Raw genomic sequence first — 16,187 nt, 5'->3', positions numbered from 1 at the left:
TAAGAAAAAATGAATTTATTTTCACCCATACACATTGGCAGTCTTACCTTAAAGAACAGGATTGCACTATCTCCTATGCAGCAATACAGCGCTAAAAACGGAGTTCCCGGCAACTGGCATCTCGTTCACCTTGGAAGCAGGGCTGTCGGCGGTGCAGGATTGATCCTTACCGAATGTACAGCCGTTTCAGAAGAAGGTCTGGCTACATTATCCGATGTAGGGATCTGGAACGATGAACAGAAAAATGCCTGGAAAAACATCGTAAATTTTGTGCATGAACAGGATGCCAAAATAGGGGTTCAACTCTGGCATGCAGGAGGAAAAGGCAGCCTGAAACATCCCAATGAAAGAATGAAACCTCTCACTCCGGAAGAAGGAGGCTGGACGGTAAAATCATCTTCTGCCCAGGAATTCAACGGAATTTTTGCTGAAGAGCTCACCATTGTTGAGATTCAGGAACTGAAGACGAAATTCGTTAAAGCAGCCCTTCGTGCTCTTGAAGCAGGCTTTGATACCATTGAACTGCATGCAGCGCATGGTTACCTGTTCCATCAGTTTTATTCCGCAGTGATCAACAAAAGACAGGATGAATATGGCGGAAGTTTTGAAAACAGGATCCGTTTCCTTGTGGAAACCGTTCGGGAAATCAGAAAAGCTATTCCTGCTGAAATGCCTCTTTTCGTAAGAATTTCTTCCACTGACTATATAGAATCGGAGGAAGCCTGGACTCTGGAAGACAGTACCAGACTTTCGGAAATCCTAAAAGAAAACGGTGTAGATTTCATTACGGCATCCGGCGGCGGATTTACCAATGTAAGCAAGGATAAGGTATTTCCGGGATATCAGGTTCCTTTTGCAAAAGCCATTAAAGAACAGACCGGGATTCTGACAGGAGCTGTGGGAATGATTACCGAAGCGGAACAGGCCAATGATATCATTGCCAATGGAGATGCAGATCTGGTGATTATCGCCCGGGAACATCTTAGAGATCCTTATTTTGCCATTCATTCAGCCAGAGCATTAGGTGTTGAAACAGAAATTCCGTGGCAATATAAAAGGGCATATTAAATTAACCAATAAAAAATCAGTTATGGAAAATCAGGGTGCCTCCGTAGTGATTACCCATCATATTCTGGATGGAAAACAATCACAGTATGAAAAATGGCTGGACGAAATTGTGCCTGTCACCAAACATTCTGAAGGCTTTATTGATCTGCAGATTATTCGGCCGATTCCCGATCTGACTTTTGTGTATACTGTCATTATCCGTTTTGATACCATTAACCATCTTAAAAGCTGGATGGAATCGGATAACCGGAAAAAGCTTATTGAAAAAGCGAATCCACTGTTCAGGAAAAACGACCATTACCAGATCAGGTCCGGGCTTGATTTTCTTTTTACGACAGAAAATGAAGGGAATAAAGTTCCGGTACGCTGGAAACAGTTTCTGGCGACCTGGTCTGCCATTTATCCGCTGTCGGTTCTTATTCCTGCTTTGATCATTCCTTTTTTACGGTTTTTACATATTCCAGCCAATCATTATTTTGACGGATTCATCAATTCCGGAATTATTGTTTTTCTGATGGTGTTTGCTGTAATGCCTAATTATACCAAACTGATTAAAAAATGGCTGTATAAATAGCCACATTTAAAAATTATCTTTCATCAATCACTGTAACCTACAGTGATTTTTTTGTTTTCAGGAACCCCTCCCTGTTGCTATTTGAACATCATCAGCTTATTCAACGACAGTTTTCGCCTATTGACCGAACAGCATTAAAAATGAAAACGGCCGGTTTGTAGCTTTACATCATCAATAACATAACAATCAAAATCAACAACTATGGAAATCTTACAAACTCCCGAAAACGCACTATCTCATTTAAGCGTAAGCGCCATCATCCATGCACCCATTGAAAAAGTGAATATCGCAGACTGGCTGCTTAATCTGCCGGACGCCGAATACCAGCGCTGCTCTACCCAGCATATCGGAGCTGCTATTTCAGTTACTTTTGATGGTCAACCAGTGTCTTTAAATGTAGAAACGATTGGAGATGCACTGATGATTCAGCATTATGTTGCAGATGTTCACCGTCCCGATTACTGCCGCATGCTTTCCATCTCGGATTCAATTACCCAAAACGGACGTACAAAAGTTCAGGTTCTATGGGAACTGAAAGTGATAAAGATTGATGAAAACACCTGTCTTTACACCAATGAAATTCATGCGACAGCCACTCCCGAAATGTTTGAATATCTGAAAGAACACGGGATTAACCTTGCAGATGCTGCCGCATCCAGACAGGCCGCTTCTGACGCCCACAATCATGAGGAAACTCCAAATTTTGCAAAAAGCATTGAAAATAAAGCACTGACAGGTCAATATAACCAGCCTTTTTAAGAAAGTGGCAAGCCCTTCATATCCTCAACGACTCATTTTGCCTTTTCACCGAATGACATCAAGAAAAAGTAAAATTCAGGAGTAGCTTTACAATAGCAAAAACAAAGAAAATTAATCACAAAAAAATAATACTATGAATCCATCATCATTAAGTTTCAGATACGAATTAGAAAAAAAAGAACCGCGTACCAGTGACGGCGGTACAACAAGAGGCGCTTCCGTAAAAGAATTCCCTGCTTCTGTAGGTATTGCAGGAGTTTCCATGAGATTACAGCCCGGAAGCATGAGAGAACTTCACTGGCATGCCAATGCCGCAGAATGGGCGTATGTAATTTCAGGAACGGTACGTACAACGATTATCCATCCGGACGGACAGAGTTATACTGATAATTTTGAACCTGGTGACGTATGGTATTTCCCGAAAGGCTACGGACATTCCATCCAGGCTACCGGAACAGAGGAATGCCACTTTATCCTGATTTTCGACAACGGTAATTTTTCGGAAGACCATACCTTCAGCGTTACAGATTTTGTGTCAAGTGTGCCACCTGAAATCGTTGCACAGAATTTAGGACTAAGCCTTGAAGAAGTAGCAGAACTTCCACAGAAAGAGGTTTACTTCGCAGCAGGAGTTGTTCCGGACGAATTATCTGTGAACGCCGCAGCCCGTCCCGAGGAATCAGACATTGAACTGACAAGTCTTCACCGCTATCCTCTGCATTCCCAGCAGCCAAGAATCATTCCTGGCGGAGGGCTGCAGAGATTGGTTACCCGTAAGGAATTTCCGATCAGCACCACAATGGCCGGTTCTGTACTGGAGCTGCAGCCCGGTGCATTAAGAGAAATGCACTGGCATCCTAATGCCGATGAGTGGCAGTATTTTATATCCGGACAGGCAGAAATGTCGGTATTCCTGGCGGAAGGAGTATCTGTCACAGAACAGTTCAATGCCGGTGATGTAGGCTATGTCCCTATGGGAGCCGGGCATTATATCAAAAATACCGGAGATACCGTCTGTAAAGTATTGATCGGATTTAATAGCGGCACCTATGAATCCATTGATATCAGCGAATGGCTGGCAGGAAACCCGAAAGATGTGGTCATCACCAATTTCGGACTGAAGGAAGGAGAAATAGAAAAATTTCCGGAAAAGAAAGTATTCATCAAACCTGGAAAATAGCGCCTGTGCTTCCGGAAACAAAAATCCTGCTTCCTGACAAGACCGTCAGAACACAGGAGAAACTGGCAGTATTCCTTGCTTTTATCGCAGGATATACAGATGCTACAGGACTGATACGGTGGAAAACCTATGTTTCTTTTATGAGCGGCAATACGACCCAGTTAGGTGCAGCAGTTTTCAGTGAAAAATATGGTGTTATCATCAGTTCTGTCATTGTAATCATCTTTTTTCTGGCGGGGATTTATACAGGAACGTGTCTATCATTATCAAAGAAGTTCAGAAGCACAAAGATGATCTTCTACACAGTCTCCGGCATCATGATCCTTTACAGTATCACTGATTATTATGAGCATATTGCCCATGAAGTGTCTATAGCTGTTATCGGTTTCTCTATGGGTCTTATGAACACCATTGTCACTTCCGTGGGTAACCAAAAGATCAACACCGATTTTGTGACAGGAACTTTAAACAGCCTGGCAAGAACAGCTGCTCTTTTTGTCATGAGTGATCAGGCAGAGGAGCGGAAGGAATACAAAGTAAATATCTTTCATTTGTTATTCTTATGGATGGGCTTTCTCTCCGGTGCTTTAGTAGCTCCTTTCCTGCTCTCTTATTCAGGAAACTGGACGTTGATGTTTCCGGCAGCCTTACTGCTCATCTGTGCATTCACAATACCAATTACAACGATTAAAAACTAATCCTATGCTAGAAAAAAATACGGTTGCTCCTGATTTTACATTATTTGCAACCCCGGATCAGAAGATTACCTTATCCGAATTCAGAGGACGAAACGTTATCCTTGCATTTTACCCGGCAGACTGGAGCCCGGTGTGCAGTGACCAGATGGCATTATACAACGAAATGCTTAAGTATTTCAAAAAATATGATGCGGAGATTTTCGGAATTTCCGTGGACAGCAAATGGTGCCACCTGGCATTTTCACAATCCAGAAACCTGCACTTCCCACTGCTTGCAGACTTTGAAGCCAAAGGAGAAACAGCCAGGAAATATGGTGTTTACAATGACGAAGAAGGAGAATGCAACAGAGCTCTTTTTGTCATCAATAAAGACGGCATCATCGAATGGAGCTATCTCTCTCCCACCGCCATCAATCCTGGCGCAGACGGAATTTTAGAAGCATTAGAAAACCTTAACACGAAATAATTATGTCACTTAAACCATCAGTCAGCAATGCTGACCACACTCAGGGCAACTCAGATGCCAGCTTAGTCATTGTAGAATACGGGGATTATCAGTGTCCTTACTGCGGAGCAGCCTATCCGGTTCTTAAAGAATTAATGAAAGAATTCGGAGATCAGATCAGATTTGTCTTCAGAAATTTTCCGCTGTCAGAAATGCATCAGTATGCAAGAACGGCAGCACTGGCAGCAGAAGCGGCAGCTTTGCAGGGAAAATTTTGGGAAATGCATGATGCTATTTATGAAAACCAGGAATACCTGAATGCTGATCTTCCGTTAAAGCTTGCAGAAAAACTGGGATTAAATATTCCCCAATTCAAAGTTGATATTCATAAGAAGGAATTAGCAGAAAAGGTAGATACAGACTTTGAAAGCGGTATCATCAGCGGAGTGAACGGAACTCCTTCATTTTTCATTAACGGAAATAAATTCAATGGCGGTGCCGAAGACCTTTTCCAGTTGGTACGTGAAAATACAGCCTATTAATCAGAAAAATATTTAAAAATCAATTCATAACATTAAAAATAAACAACATGAGCACATTAACCTTAAAAGACGGAACAGAAATTTTTTACAAAGATCAGGGAGAAGGACCTGTATTAATGTTTCACCACGGATGGCCTTTATCATCTGATGACTGGGATGCGCAGGTGATCTTCTTTTTACAGAAAGGCTACAGAGTGGTTACCCACGACAGAAGAGGCCATGGGCGTTCCAGCCAGAATATTTGTAATCATACTATTGAACAATACGCTTCTGATGCCGCTGAGCTGGTTGAATTTTTAGATCTGAAAGATGTTGTCCACATCGGGCATTCAACAGGTGGCGGTGAAGTGATCCGTTATGTGAATAAATATTCAAACGGGAGAGCTAAGAAAGCGGTTCTGATCAGTGCTATTCCACCGATAATGGTGAAAAGTGAGAACAATCCTGACGGTGTTCCTATGGAAGTTTTCGATAATATCAGGGAACAGACGATGAACAACAGAAATCAGTTTTATTATGATCTGACTTTCCCCTTCTACGGCTACAACAGAGAAGGTGCCGATGTGAAAGATGGGGTACAGAGAAACTGGTGGAGACAGGGACTGATGGGTGGAATTGTTGCTCATTATGATGGGATCAAAGCTTTTTCAGAAACAGATTTAACGGAAGATTTAAAAGCTGTTGACATTCCTGTTTTGGTAATGCATGGCGAAGATGACCAGATCGTTCCTATTGCCAATGCGGCATTAAAATCAATTAAATTATTAAAGAACGGAAAACTGATCACGTATCCGGGATTCCCTCATGGTATGCCGACTACAGAGCATCCAACCATCAACAAAGACCTTCTTGAATTTATCAGATCTTAAAAAACCATCTCTTTTTCAATATATTGAAGATGAACTTTAACGGTTCATCTTTTTTTATTTCAGGTATTGTAACACTCACATGCAGATCTTTTTCAATTTTTCCTATCTTTAAACTTTCAAGTAAGAATTTTCTATGAGTAAGCCTTCTGGTCCCAATGCAGAAATGATGAAACGCCTGCAGGAAATGCAGAAAGAACAGCTTATGATTTCCCGTTTAACCAAAGAGTTGTCTACCATTTTAGATAAGAAACAGCTTCAGCTTGTTATCAACACATCTTTCAAAACTGAACTGGGATTCAATGATTGTATGATGATCAGGGATGTAAAAGGAAATATTGAAATACTCAGCAGCGGGACTGAAAATCAGAACTATACCACAGACCAACAGCTTGACAGGTATGTAAAAAACTGTCTTGATTCTGCAGAGCCTCTTCTTTTTGATCTTAAAGAACTGTCACCCCTTCCTTCCTGTTTTACCAAAGCTAAAAATTCGGGGATGCGGATGGCTGTCGGATTGGGACTGCCGGCTGTCGGTGAAAGTAAAAATGTACTCTTTCTTTTCTACAAAAGCTTTATTTCAAGAGATACAATTCCGGAAAGAATTTTAAATGGCATTTCTACCCAGCTTTCCATTACCCTCCATAATATGGATGTTCAGGAACAGTTGAAAACATTTCAGGGAAATATCCGGGACTTTCCGAAAGAAGTTGAAGAAGACAAGAAAAGCAGACACGGCTTTCAGGGAATTGTGGGGCAAAGTGAAGCGATGAAGCTCATTTTCGAAAAGATATCGCAGGTAGCTCCATCACAATCCAATGTGATTATCGTTGGAGAAACGGGCACGGGAAAAGAGCTTATAGCACAGGCGGTTCATGAACTTTCAGAATTTTCGGGAAAGAAAATGATCAGGATAAACTGTGCGGCTATTCCTGCCAACTTAATAGAATCTGAACTCTTTGGTCATGAAAAAGGAAGCTTTACCGGAGCAACTGAACAAAGAAAAGGAAAGTTTGAGCAGGCTCACAACAGCACTATTTTCCTGGATGAAATAGGCGAACTACCTCTGGAATTACAAGCCAGGCTTCTGAGGGTTCTCCAGGAAAAAGAAATCGAAAGAATCGGCGGAAACAAAAGGATTAAGGTGAATGTGCGCATCATTACGGCCACCAACAGGAATCTTGAAAAAGAAGTGGCGGAAGGCCGGTTCAGAAGTGATCTTTTTTACAGGCTGAATGTATTTCCTATCCATCTTCCTGCCTTGCGGGAAAGAAAACAGGATATTCCATTACTGGCAAACTATTTCCTGGAGAAATTATACCCGAAAACAGGCAAAAAGATTAATGGCTTTTCTCAAAACGTAGTAAAAATGATGATTGCCAATCCATGGCTGGGTAATATCCGTGAACTGGAAAATATGATTGAAAGAAGTATGCTGACGGCAAAAGGAGATATCATCAGAGAAATGGATTTTCCAAAAGTTATGAACGCTCAAAACACGGATCAGGATTTTCAGGTTAAAACGCTGCAGGAATTTGAAAAGGAATATATTTTAAAAATAATCAAAAAATGTAACGGCCGTATTTTCGGGGAAACAGGTGCGGCGAAACTGCTGGGATTACCTCCAACCACGCTGATCTCCAAAATGCAGAAACTTGGAATAGAGAAGGAACATTATTATAAGAAATAATCAATATGGAAATAGAGCTTTTAAAATATTTACAGAGTAATCCGGCAGCATATCCCAATAATCAGGAATATGAAGGAAGGATAAAACCAATTTCGCCTACAGAAATACAACAGCTTGAAGTAAAATATAACAATGGACAAGCTTTTCCAAAAGTTTTAAAAGAACTTTTATTTCTTGCAGGAAACTATTGTTATGTTCTTGATTATAATATTTTTGAAACTCAGGAAGAACTTCAAGATGCTGCCAGGTCGTGGTTATTGTTCTATAATAGAAATATCAACAGAAACTTTTTTGTTGTCGATGCCTATAATGCAGGGGATCAATTTTTATTTATATATCTGGATGAAGGAGATGATCCAATAATAAGACAAGCCTATTTACCGTCAAGGAGCGATATCCAATTTATTACGTCCCTTTTAAACAGGACTCTCTCTCAATATATAGAAGATCAGATCGATGATGTAAAACAGGGACATAATCCTTTTTAATCAACCATTTCTATTTTCCCGGAAGACAATGCCCAGAAAATCCAAAGTCCTAAAATGATCAGCAACGACAAGGCCGGGATCCAGAACGACAGGATTAATGCAATTACATAAATAGGAAGCCCATACAGGTAATTATTATGGATCTTTTTTATAGCCGTATCGGTAATACCGGGACGCAAAAGCTTTTTGTTACGGGTGGCCAGAAACCATAATAAATTGTAAGCAAGATTGATCAGAACGAAAATACCGGTATAGAGGGCCACGACAACAGAGGAAGCTCCACCATCAAAATATCTTGCCAGCAAAGCGGTAGGATAAGAAACTGCTGAAACCAGGAAAAGGATCAGTCCATTGGCAAACATAATTGCTGAATTCCGGCTGTAGATCTGTTTGAAAATCTTATGATGGTTTACCCACATGATGAAAATGCTGAAAAATGAAAGGATAAATGCCAGAAATGCCGGCCATTGATTCTTCAGAAAGATCAGCAGATCATTCCCGTTTTGTATTGAATTTTCTTCAGGAAAATGAAGATCCAGTACCAAAAGCGTAACGGCTATTGCAAAAACACCATCGCTGAACCCTTCTATTCTGAGCGTTTCTTTTTCCATAATTATCGATTGATTTATGATTGTAAAGACATAATGGTTTTGTCCTCAAATTATTTGAAGAATTATGATTAAAAAATTGAAAGAAAATAGGGTCTCCGGCTAGCTTTCCCCTTAATTATTTATAGCCTTTGTCAATTCCCAGTTTTTTCATTTTGGAATATAAAGTCTGAGCTTGGATCTTCAGCAGCTCTGCAGCGCCGCCCGGCCCGGAAACTTTTCCACCTGAAGACTGAAGTGCAGTCATAATATGATCTCTTTCCATATCTTCCAATGATTTCAGCGGCCCTTGTGTTTCTGTAGGTTTTTCAACGATTTTGGGCAGATCAAAACTTTCTATTTCTGTGGTTTTGGTTAAAAGAACACTTCGTTCGATCAAATGCTCCAGCTCACGGATATTTCCCGGCCAGTGATAATTCAACAACTGTTCCAATGCTTTTTCACTGATAGAAGTGATATTTCTTCTTGAAGCAGCGGCATATTTATTCAGGAAAAAATGGGCCAGCAATACGATATCTTCCTTTCTTTCTCTCAGCGGAGGCAGTTCAATAGGGAAAACATTCAAACGGTAATACAGATCCAGCCTGAATCTTCCTTCTGCCACTTCTTTTTCCAGAGAACGGTTGGTCGCTGCCACAATTCTTACGTTTACTTTAATCGTGTTGTTTCCTCCGAGCCGTTCGATTTCTTTCTCCTGTAAAACCCTCAGCAGTTTAACTTGTGAATCTAATGGCAGCTCCCCTATTTCATCCAGGAAGACGGTTCCTCCGTTGGCCTGCTCAAACTTTCCGATCCTCAATGTATTGGCTCCGGTAAAGCTTCCTTTTTCGTGTCCGAAAAGCTCGGATTCGATAAGCGCATGCGGCAGTGCAGCACAGTTGACCACGACAATAGGATGAGCTTTACGCTCTGAAAGCTCATGAACGGAATGGGCCACTTTTTCCTTTCCCGTTCCGCTTTCCCCAACCACCAGAACTGAAGTATCTGTAGGGGCCACTACCCTTATTTTTTCAACCACATCCTGAAGTACCTTGCTTTTCCCGATAATTCCTTCAATGACTTCATTATTTCCGGTATCAGTACACAATTCACAGCCTCTTTCCATGTCATAGCGGTATCTGGCAATGTCAAGCATAACAATCATGTCACGTTCCCGGAAAGGCTTTACCATAAATCCGTAGGGCTGTGTTTCTTTCACTGCTTCCAGGGTAGACTGGTTGGTATTGGCTGAAATATAAAGAAAAGGCAGGTGCATTTCACGCAGTTCCCAGGCGAGATCAATTCCTGTAAGGTCACCTTTTAAGATGATATCAAGAAGTACCCAATCCGGCTTGTTGTCTGCAATCAGTTTCCTGGCCTGAACCACTGAAGATGCAATTCCAGTGACCTGATAGCCGGCCTTCATCAGCATCAGTTTGAGATCATTGGCTACAATAAATTCATCTTCTACAATTAATATTTTTTCTTTCATAATAATCAGCCTTTAATTTGAAGGAGTTATTTCTGTATTTTTTCTGAAGGTAATCGTCACTTTTAAGCCCCCTTTGTTTTCGAGGTGGAAGGTTCCGTCCAGCTGATCGGTAAGTCCGCACATCAGATTCATCCCCAAAGATTCTGTTTCCTCGATATTAAAATCTTCAGGAAGTCCTACTCCATTATCTGAAATCATCAGTTCACAAAGATCTTCGCCGGTATTTTTAAATGAAACGAAAACTTCCCCTTTGCGGTCATCCGGAAATGCATATTTTACGGTATTATTGACCGCTTCATTGACGATCAGTCCCATCGGAACGGCCTGTGCCACATCAAGAAATACTTTATCGGTATCCACCGTAAAGTTGATTTTCCTTTCGGATGAATAACATTCTTTGATATAGGTAATCAGCTCATAAATATACCACGACATGTCAATCATTGAAAGATTATCAGACTGATAAAGTTTCTGGTGGATCAGAGACATAGCATGCATTCTGTGCTGGCTGTTCTGGATGGCCATCAGGGCATCTTCATTATCCAGATAAGCAGACTGGGTATTCAGCAGGCTGATCACAATCTGCAGGTTATTTTTAACCCTGTGATGGATTTCCTTTAAGAGCCATTCTTTCTCGGAAAGTAATTTTTTCAGCTGTTCGTTCTGTTCATCAATCTGCTTACGTTTCAGTTCAAGGTTTTTATTGGCATTGCTTTTTAATCTTGAACGGTTATACAGCAAAGCAGCAAAAAGGATCAGCGCCAGAATGCTTCCGATGAAAACATATCTGATAAAAGTATCATTCGCAATTTTAATATCCTGCAGTTTTGCTTTCTGGGTCAGCAGCTGAATATTTTTATCTTTCTGTTCTGTCTCAAACTGAATTTTAAGGCTGTTGATCTGTTTGCTTTTTTCACCGTTAAAAACAGAATCGGAAAGCTTTTTGTACAGCTGATAATGCTGTATGGCGTCAAGGTATTTTCCCTGTATGGAATCTGCTTTGAACCACATTAAATGGTTTTCCGATCGAAGCATATCATTTCCGTTATTTTTGGCTATTGAATCAAAAAGTTTGGCTTCACGGTACATTTTATCAAAATTCCCGGTCTGGTAATGATAGAAAACAAAGCTTCGCAGCAATGAGGCCTGCTGGTTATTTTTTTCTGCATTTTCACCATAATAGGCCGCCAGTTTTTTGTAGTAGGCTTCCGCTTCGTTAAACTGCTTTAGAATAGTGTAGGTGCTGAAAAGGATATAGTTTTCCGACATTTCAAAATTCTGATCAACAATGGGATACTTTTCTCTGTACTCCTGAATCATGGTAATAGCCTGCTTAAACTTTTTCTGCCTGATCAGCATTGTAGAAATATTATTGGCTACCGTTCTTATATAGCCGTTATCTTTGTTTTTCTTTGCCGTGGCCAGTGATTTTTCCCAATACTTCATGGCATCGTCATTCTTACGGAGATAATAATACACCATTCCGATATTGCTGTAAATAGAGCACATCTGCAAAGAATAATCATTCACACTTTCGGCTGTTTTTTCTGCCAGAAGACCATATCGGAGCGCTTCCTCATAATCCGCCTTCTGAATTTCAACCTGGGAGATAAGGTTATAAACACTCTGTAATTCTCTGAATTTCACAGACTGATAAACAGACAGGGATTGTTTGAGCAAGCCCAGAGCCTTATCAGCATTTTCCTTGATGTAGTAAAGCTCACCCAGATCTTTTAAAACACCTGCCTGATTCAGTTTTGATCCAGAATTCTTAAACAGTTCCAATGCTTTTTCTTTCAGTTTGATTTTAGTATCAAAATATTCGGGGTTATTGTCATACATATATGATAATTCATTGTATGCTTCTCCGGCCTGCTCTTTAAAATGATTTTTTTCAAAATAAGAAAGCGCCTGTTTCATGTTGGAAAAAGCAATCGTTTTACGGCCTCTTTCTTTATCTATTTTGGCATCCAGAAATATGATTTTTCCGGCAGACAACGGATCCCCGGATTTCATATTGAGTGCTTTTGCCTGTCGGTTCAGAATAGCGGCACTGTCGAGGTCGGCTTTCAGCTCTCCTTTTTTAGTAATGTAATAGTTACTCAGGCGCAGCAATAAAGCGATTTTCTGAGCAGTATTGGTGGAAGAGGAAATCTGTTTTCTCAACAGTGCAGGATTTTCCTTGGTCTGTGCTTTTACACTGCATGAAAACATCAAAACCAACGAAAAAAATACTATCCTTAGTAGATTTTTAGATAAAAAATAAAGGCCGAAATTCATTTTTTAAAGGTAATCTATTATCCTGTAATCTGCCATAGTCCTGTGCTAGTTTTTACGGTGGTAAAAATAGCAGATAATCATTGCCAGTCCGGGTAAAATCAGTGTTACCAGCCCATATTGTTTTCCTGCATAAGCCCCTAAAAAACAACCAACCAGAAATCCAAGAATGGTAATCAGCTGTTTCTTCAGGCTTGTCCATGCTTCAGGGTGGTGAAAGCCACTTGACAGAAGCGTTCCGAAATCCAGGGAAGCCTGGGTTACATTTCCTGTCATCATGGTAGTCGGGCCATGGGTTTCCTTTGCATAGAGTTTTCCGAAAGCATTCTGAAGCCCCATTGCAAAAACGGTAATCATAGCCACAGTATACATCACGACTTCTGAAAACATTCCGTAGTAACTGAAAACGGCAACAATCATTCCGGCCGACAAAAGCAGTGCTCCTTCCCAGAATAGCAGCGTATAATGATTGATGACTTTCCCGGCAATCCTCCCTCCTGTCATAACCGCAAGAATAAAGACCGGAAACGTAAGCAGCTTTACCCACGCATGAATATCCGATCCCTTCACAAACTGATAGGCAAAGACAATAAAGTTCCCTGTAACATGCGCCGAAAAAAGGGCATCTGCCGATACAAAAGTCACGGTATCGCAATATCCGGCAATCATGGTTAACAGTAAGGTGACAAAGCCGATATTATGTTTTACTTCCATTTTTCTATTTTAAATGTGAACGGAGCATCCAGGCCATTTTCTCATGGGTTTCCAGTAATCCTGTGATATAATCGCTTGTCCCTGAATCACGGAATTCAGCAGCGAAATTTTCAATATTTTCACGAAGATGAATGATGATGCTTTCGTGGTCGGAAAGAAGCGCTCTGATGTAAGTCAAACTGTCGTTCGATTCCAGGTGATGCTCAGACAAATGGGTTAATGCAAGATATTCCCTTAAAGTAGCCGGAGCGTAATGCCCCAGCGTCCTGATTCTTTCAGCCAGATCATCGATGATGTCGTCCAGTTGTCCGTATTGTGCTTCAAAAAACAGGTGTTTATTGTAAAAGTCCGGTCCCTCCACATTCCAATGGGCTTTTCTTGTTTTGGTGTACAATACAAATTCATCTGCTAAAGTGGTAACCAGTACTTCAGCAACTTTTGCTAAATTTTCGCTTTTAATTCCGATTGAAGTTTTCATTTTATAAAATATTTAATAAGTAATAATCAAGTGAATATCTTCCTGCTCCCAAGGCAAGAATCAGTAACAGGGAAAGGGTGTACATAAAAGGAACGTCCCGTACTTCCAGTGAATCTTTTCTGTGAACCACAAAATATCCGACAGCCGTTACCCCGATGGTCGGTAAAACGGCAAGCCTGGTTCCCAATCCTAAAATAATCAGAAACGGAACCACCAGATCAGCAAATGAAGCGACTATGGCATTGAGTTGATCAGGCAATCCCAGAGGATTTGGAATGACTTCCCTTTGTCCGTTTTCCAGCCTGAATTTCTTTAAACCATGCACTCTGAACAATTGAATCGCAAAGAGTACCCGGAAAACCAGGAATGAAGCATCATTGAATGGTGAACCTAAATCTGATGAAAGGATCTGTTTTAAAATTTCCATATGTATTGATAGTTAAAAAGCAAAGCACGAACAGCCTAAAGCTCCCCAGAATGTGTGGTAATTATTAACGGGCACATTGCTCATTCTTGCCTGGTTATGGTTATGATGATGGATATCGCAGCTTCCTGCACAGCTATGAATTTGTGAAGCTAAAGGAGCTTTTAGATCCTGTTTTGCATTTTTCTCAATTTCTTTCTGAAAATGTCCGCCTGCAGGGTAATATCCGTTATAAAGATTCGTTGGAGACCAATCCGGAATCACAGGGATAGATGGTGGTGCATAGGATGAGAATGTTCCTTTGGCATAGACTATTTTCCCGTCTACAATGGTCATTTCCGCTTCAATATTTTTGATCTCTTCATCATCAACCGTGAAATAATCCTGATCAAGGACCGCCAGATCAGCAAACATTCCTACTCTGATATCGCCTTTTTTCTGCTGTTCCTGAGAGAACCATGCGCTGCCTTTTGTGTACAGCTCCAGTGCGGTTGATCTGTCCAGCTTTGTTTCGTGGTATAATTGAAGTCCGCCAACAGTTTTACCTGCGGTCAGCCAATACATGGAAACCCACGGATTGTAGCTGCTTACTCTGGTGGCATCCGAACCTCCGCCTACAGGAACTCCCATTTCCAGCATTTTTTTTACGGGTGGTGTACTTTCTGCGGCTTCGGAACCATAACGGTCTGCAAAATATTCTCCCTGGTAAGCCATTCTGCTCTGGATGGCGATTCCGCCGCCAAGCATTTTCACTCTTTCAATATTTTTTTCATCAATGGTTTCTGCATGATCAAAAATCCATGGAAGACCATTGAAGGGAATATCGCAGTTTACTTTTTCAAAAACATTTAAAAAACGGGTGATGCTTTCATTATAAGTTGCGTGAAGCCTGAATGGCCAGCGGTTTTCTACCAGTAAACGGACTACTTTTTCAAGATCTGCTTCCATGTTTTCAGGCAGATCCGGTCTTGGCTGAAGAAAATCTTCAAAATCGGCTGCCGAAAATACAAGCATCTCTCCTGCCCCGTTGTGGCGGTACATGTCATCGCCCTGATATAATTTTACCGTGTCGATCCAATCGCTGAAATCTTCAAATTCATGCTTGGGTTTCTGTGTAAAAAGATTATAAGCAATCCTTACCGTAAGCTGTTTTTTCTCATTCAGTTCGTTCACCACCTGATAATCGTCCGGAAAATTCTGGAATCCTCCGCCGGCATCAATGACGCTGGTAATTCCGAAGCGGTTCAGTTCTGTCATAAAATGTCTGGTAGAATTCAGCTGGTGCTCGTAGGAAAGCTTCGGGCCTTGTGCTAATGTTGAATATAGGATCATGGCATTAGGTGTAGCAATAATCAGCCCTGTGGGTTCACCGTTAGCATCTCTTTCAATATGTCCGCCTGCCGGAGCCGGGGTGTCTTTGGTAAATCCCACCGCTTTCAATGCGGCTCTGTTCATTAAGGCCCTATCGTATAAATGCAGGATAAAAACAGGTGTTTCCGGAGCAATGGCATTAATTTCCTCCAAAGTAGGCATCCTTCTTTCTGCAAACTGGAATTCTGACCATCCTCCCACAACACGTACCCATTGCGGGGAAGGTGTACGGTCTACCTGGTCTTTTAACATTCTGAGCGCATCGGCCAGTGAGGGAACGCCGTCCCATCTTAACTCCAGGTTATAATTCAATCCGCCACGAATCAAATGGATGTGAGAATCATTGATTCCCGGCACCACTCTTTTCTTTTTAAGATCAATCAGTTTTGTGGCCTCATCTGCGAACTGGTCTGCCAGTCCGTCATTTCCAACCGCGATAATTTTCCCGTCTTTAACGGCCACTGCAGAAACTTCCGGAGTTTCTTTATTGAAAGTGTGGATTTTTCCGTTGTATATGATAAGATCTGCTTTCAT

At 41.2% G+C, this 16,187-nt stretch carries 17 protein-coding genes; 10 read left to right on the top strand and 7 right to left on the bottom strand.

Annotated elements, in window-relative coordinates; all coding sequences use genetic code 11:
* Positions 1 to 9 precede the first annotated feature (9 nt).
* From V0410_RS01990 to V0410_RS01945, 10 genes are all read left to right on the top strand, one after another.
* Entirely contained in the window at positions 10 to 1,068 is a 1,059-nt protein-coding gene (locus V0410_RS01990; protein ID WP_330746111.1) for an NADH:flavin oxidoreductase/NADH oxidase, read from the top strand.
* A 22-nt stretch (positions 1,069 to 1,090) separates the two neighbouring features.
* Positions 1,091 to 1,642, top strand: coding sequence for an antibiotic biosynthesis monooxygenase (locus V0410_RS01985; protein ID WP_330746110.1), 552 nt, complete (start codon positions 1,091 to 1,093; stop codon positions 1,640 to 1,642).
* Positions 1,643 to 1,843: 201 nt separating this feature from the next.
* On the top strand, positions 1,844 to 2,401 hold the full coding sequence (locus tag V0410_RS01980) for a hypothetical protein (RefSeq protein WP_330746109.1): 558 nt from the start codon (positions 1,844 to 1,846) through the stop codon (positions 2,399 to 2,401).
* A 133-nt stretch (positions 2,402 to 2,534) separates the two neighbouring features.
* Positions 2,535 to 3,581, top strand: coding sequence for a cupin domain-containing protein (locus V0410_RS01975; protein ID WP_330746108.1), 1,047 nt, complete (start codon positions 2,535 to 2,537; stop codon positions 3,579 to 3,581).
* Between the two features lie 5 nt (positions 3,582 to 3,586).
* A complete protein-coding gene (locus V0410_RS01970) occupies positions 3,587 to 4,279 on the top strand; it encodes a YoaK family protein (RefSeq protein WP_330746107.1) in 693 nt (230 codons plus the stop codon).
* Between the two features lie 4 nt (positions 4,280 to 4,283).
* A complete protein-coding gene (locus V0410_RS01965) occupies positions 4,284 to 4,745 on the top strand; it encodes a redoxin domain-containing protein (protein WP_123899497.1) in 462 nt (153 codons plus the stop codon).
* 2 nt (positions 4,746 to 4,747) lie between these two features.
* Positions 4,748 to 5,266: a DsbA family protein gene (locus V0410_RS01960; protein WP_330746106.1), complete on the top strand. Its 519-nt coding sequence runs from the start codon at positions 4,748 to 4,750 to the stop codon at positions 5,264 to 5,266.
* Positions 5,267 to 5,313: 47 nt separating this feature from the next.
* The gene (locus V0410_RS01955) at positions 5,314 to 6,135 is read left to right on the top strand and encodes an alpha/beta fold hydrolase (protein WP_330746105.1); all 822 of its coding nucleotides are present in this window, start codon (positions 5,314 to 5,316) and stop codon (positions 6,133 to 6,135) included.
* Positions 6,136 to 6,268: 133 nt separating this feature from the next.
* Entirely contained in the window at positions 6,269 to 7,822 is a 1,554-nt protein-coding gene (locus V0410_RS01950; RefSeq protein WP_330746104.1) for a sigma-54 interaction domain-containing protein, read from the top strand.
* Between the two features lie 5 nt (positions 7,823 to 7,827).
* Positions 7,828 to 8,310 (top strand): hypothetical protein, encoded by a 483-nt coding sequence (locus V0410_RS01945; protein ID WP_330746103.1) that lies wholly within the window; start codon positions 7,828 to 7,830, stop codon positions 8,308 to 8,310.
* On the opposite strand, the gene V0410_RS01940 is transcribed toward V0410_RS01945, so the two are convergent.
* The 7 genes from V0410_RS01940 to V0410_RS01910 all read right to left on the bottom strand — a co-directional run bounded on the left by V0410_RS01940 (position 8,307) and on the right by V0410_RS01910 (position 16,187).
* Positions 8,307 to 8,921 carry a TMEM175 family protein gene (locus V0410_RS01940; protein ID WP_330746102.1) on the bottom strand — a complete coding sequence of 205 codons (615 nt, stop codon included), beginning with the start codon at positions 8,919 to 8,921 and terminating at the stop codon, positions 8,307 to 8,309. The genes V0410_RS01945 and V0410_RS01940 overlap by 4 nt on opposite strands.
* A gap of 115 nt (positions 8,922 to 9,036) precedes the next feature.
* Positions 9,037 to 10,389, bottom strand: coding sequence for a sigma-54-dependent transcriptional regulator (locus V0410_RS01935; protein WP_330746101.1), 1,353 nt, complete (start codon positions 10,387 to 10,389; stop codon positions 9,037 to 9,039).
* A 12-nt stretch (positions 10,390 to 10,401) separates the two neighbouring features.
* Positions 10,402 to 12,669, bottom strand: a complete 2,268-nt coding sequence (locus V0410_RS01930) for a tetratricopeptide repeat-containing sensor histidine kinase (RefSeq protein ID WP_330746100.1) — start codon at positions 12,667 to 12,669, stop codon at positions 10,402 to 10,404.
* Positions 12,670 to 12,714: 45 nt separating this feature from the next.
* Positions 12,715 to 13,380 (bottom strand): YoaK family protein, encoded by a 666-nt coding sequence (locus V0410_RS01925; RefSeq protein ID WP_330746099.1) that lies wholly within the window; start codon positions 13,378 to 13,380, stop codon positions 12,715 to 12,717.
* Positions 13,381 to 13,384: 4 nt separating this feature from the next.
* Positions 13,385 to 13,858, bottom strand: a complete 474-nt coding sequence (locus tag V0410_RS01920; RefSeq protein ID WP_330746098.1) for a Dps family protein — start codon at positions 13,856 to 13,858, stop codon at positions 13,385 to 13,387.
* Between the two features lies 1 nt (position 13,859).
* Complete coding sequence (locus V0410_RS01915) at positions 13,860 to 14,285, bottom strand: DoxX family protein (protein ID WP_330746097.1); 426 nt, start codon at positions 14,283 to 14,285, stop codon at positions 13,860 to 13,862.
* 12 nt (positions 14,286 to 14,297) lie between these two features.
* Positions 14,298 to 16,187, bottom strand: a complete 1,890-nt coding sequence (locus V0410_RS01910) for an amidohydrolase (protein WP_330746096.1) — start codon at positions 16,185 to 16,187, stop codon at positions 14,298 to 14,300.

It is taken from the genome of Chryseobacterium sp. CP-77 (genome assembly GCF_036362765.1).
In the GTDB taxonomy this organism is placed as follows: domain Bacteria; phylum Bacteroidota; class Bacteroidia; order Flavobacteriales; family Weeksellaceae; genus Chryseobacterium; species Chryseobacterium cupriresistens.
This window is presented reverse-complemented; position numbering and strand designations above follow the sequence as displayed.